Here is a 1,719-nt window from a genome sequence, read left to right on the forward strand (position 1 = left end):
CGCCATGGTCTATGCGCGCGGAATCGACGCCAAGGGCGGCGACAGCGGCTATGGCCTCGAAACCGAACTCGCCGATCCCGACGCCGAACTGGTCGCCGCCGCCGCGAGCGCGAGCGACGCGATCGAGGCGGTGCTGCGCCCGCTCATGGCGCTCGGAAAGCGGCTCGACGCGCTGATCGAGGACCCGCCCGACTGGCTCGACGGACAGGCGCGCGCGCGCGTCGACGGCGCGCGGCACAGCCTTGGCAACCGCATCGACACGCTGGGCGCCTGGCTGTCGCTGCTCGGGCGCGTCGGCGGCCCCGCCGATCCCGATTTCGTCGACTGGCTCGCGGTGAACCGCATCGACGGGCGCGAGGTCGACGCCGGGATGCACCGCCACTGGCTCGATCCCGCCAAGCCGATCGCCGACATCGTCTATCGCCCCGCACAGGGCGTGCTCGTGACCTCGGCCACGCTGCGCGGCGCGAACGACTGGCACGACGCCGACATCCGCACCGGCGCGCGCCACATGGACGGCGGCGTCCGCCATTTCGCGGTGCCCAGCCCCTTCGACTATGCGCGCCAGTCGGAGGTGCTGATCGTCACCGACATCGCGCGCGGCGACCTGCCCGCGCTCGCCGGCGCGTACAGCCGGCTGATCGAGGCGTCGGGCGGCGGCGCGCTCGGGCTGTTCAGCGCGATCCGGCGGCTGCGCATCGTCCATGCGCGTATCGCCGACCGCCTCGCGCGCGCGGGGCTGCCGCTCTATGCCCAGCATGTCGACCCGCTCGACACCGGCACATTGGTCGACATCTTTCGCGCCGACCCGCACGCCTCGCTGCTCGGCACCGACGCCTTGCGCGACGGCGTCGACGTCCCCGGCGATTCGCTGCGGCTCGTGGTGATGGAGGGCGTGCCCTGGCCGCGCCCGACGATCCTCCACGCCGCGCGCCGCGCCGCGCAGGGCGGCGCGCGTTACGACGACATGGTGATCCGCGGCCGCATCGCGCAGGCGTTCGGCCGGTTGATCCGGCGCAGCGACGATTATGGCCAGTTCGCCATGCTGTCGCCGAGCTTCCCCTCGCGCCTGCTGGCGGCCTTCCCGCCCGGCACCCCGATCCGCCGCCTGCCGCTCGACGAGGTGGTCAATCATGTCGCCGCGGCGAATGTCGAAAGAAGACGAGGGGCCAAACCTGCCAATTACACGACTGAGGTTTGAAGCGATTTTGTTCAGGGCTAGGAGGCGAGGCGCAGGCATATGAATATATTCCAAGGCTCGCCGACGCAGCCATGGACAAAATCGGTCAAATCCCGAAGGGACGTCAAAATGGCTTCGATCTCGAAGGGGAATGCCCTTGGAAACAGAACCACTGTTCCCGGCGGGCATTCCCCTCCGATATCTTCGCCATTTTGACGCCTCAGCCGTGGAATTGGCAGGTTTGGCCCCTACGCCGCCTTTCCCGCCTTTTCACCGTCATAAGATTGCGGCACAAGGCCTCGAACACGGGGCTAGGCGCGACGGGCGCGGGGAGAGATTTTGAAGACGTTGACGATCCTGCGCCATGCCAAATCGGGTTGGGACGTACAGGTCGAGCGCGATTTCGACCGCCCGATCAACGCGCGCGGGCGGCGCGGCGCCGACCTGATCGGCCAATGGCTGAAACGCCAGGGCCTGCCCGTCGATCGCATCATCGCCTCGCCCGCGGTGCGCGTCACCGAGACGCTCGACCTGTTCCA

The 1,719-nt window shown here is 69.0% G+C and carries 2 protein-coding genes; both read left to right on the top strand.

Going from position 1 to position 1,719, the window contains the following annotated elements:
- On the top strand, positions 1–1,201 hold a 1,201-nt coding region (locus tag B1A78_RS21740), incomplete at its 5' end, for a helicase C-terminal domain-containing protein (protein WP_306171669.1).
- Positions 1,202–1,519: 318 nt separating this feature from the next.
- Positions 1,520–1,719: histidine phosphatase family protein (locus B1A78_RS21745; protein WP_179102134.1), on the top strand; the 200-nt coding region annotated here is incomplete at its 3' end.

This window comes from Sphingopyxis sp. KK2 (genome assembly GCF_001990265.1).
In the GTDB taxonomy this organism is placed as follows: Bacteria; Pseudomonadota; Alphaproteobacteria; order Sphingomonadales; family Sphingomonadaceae; genus Sphingopyxis.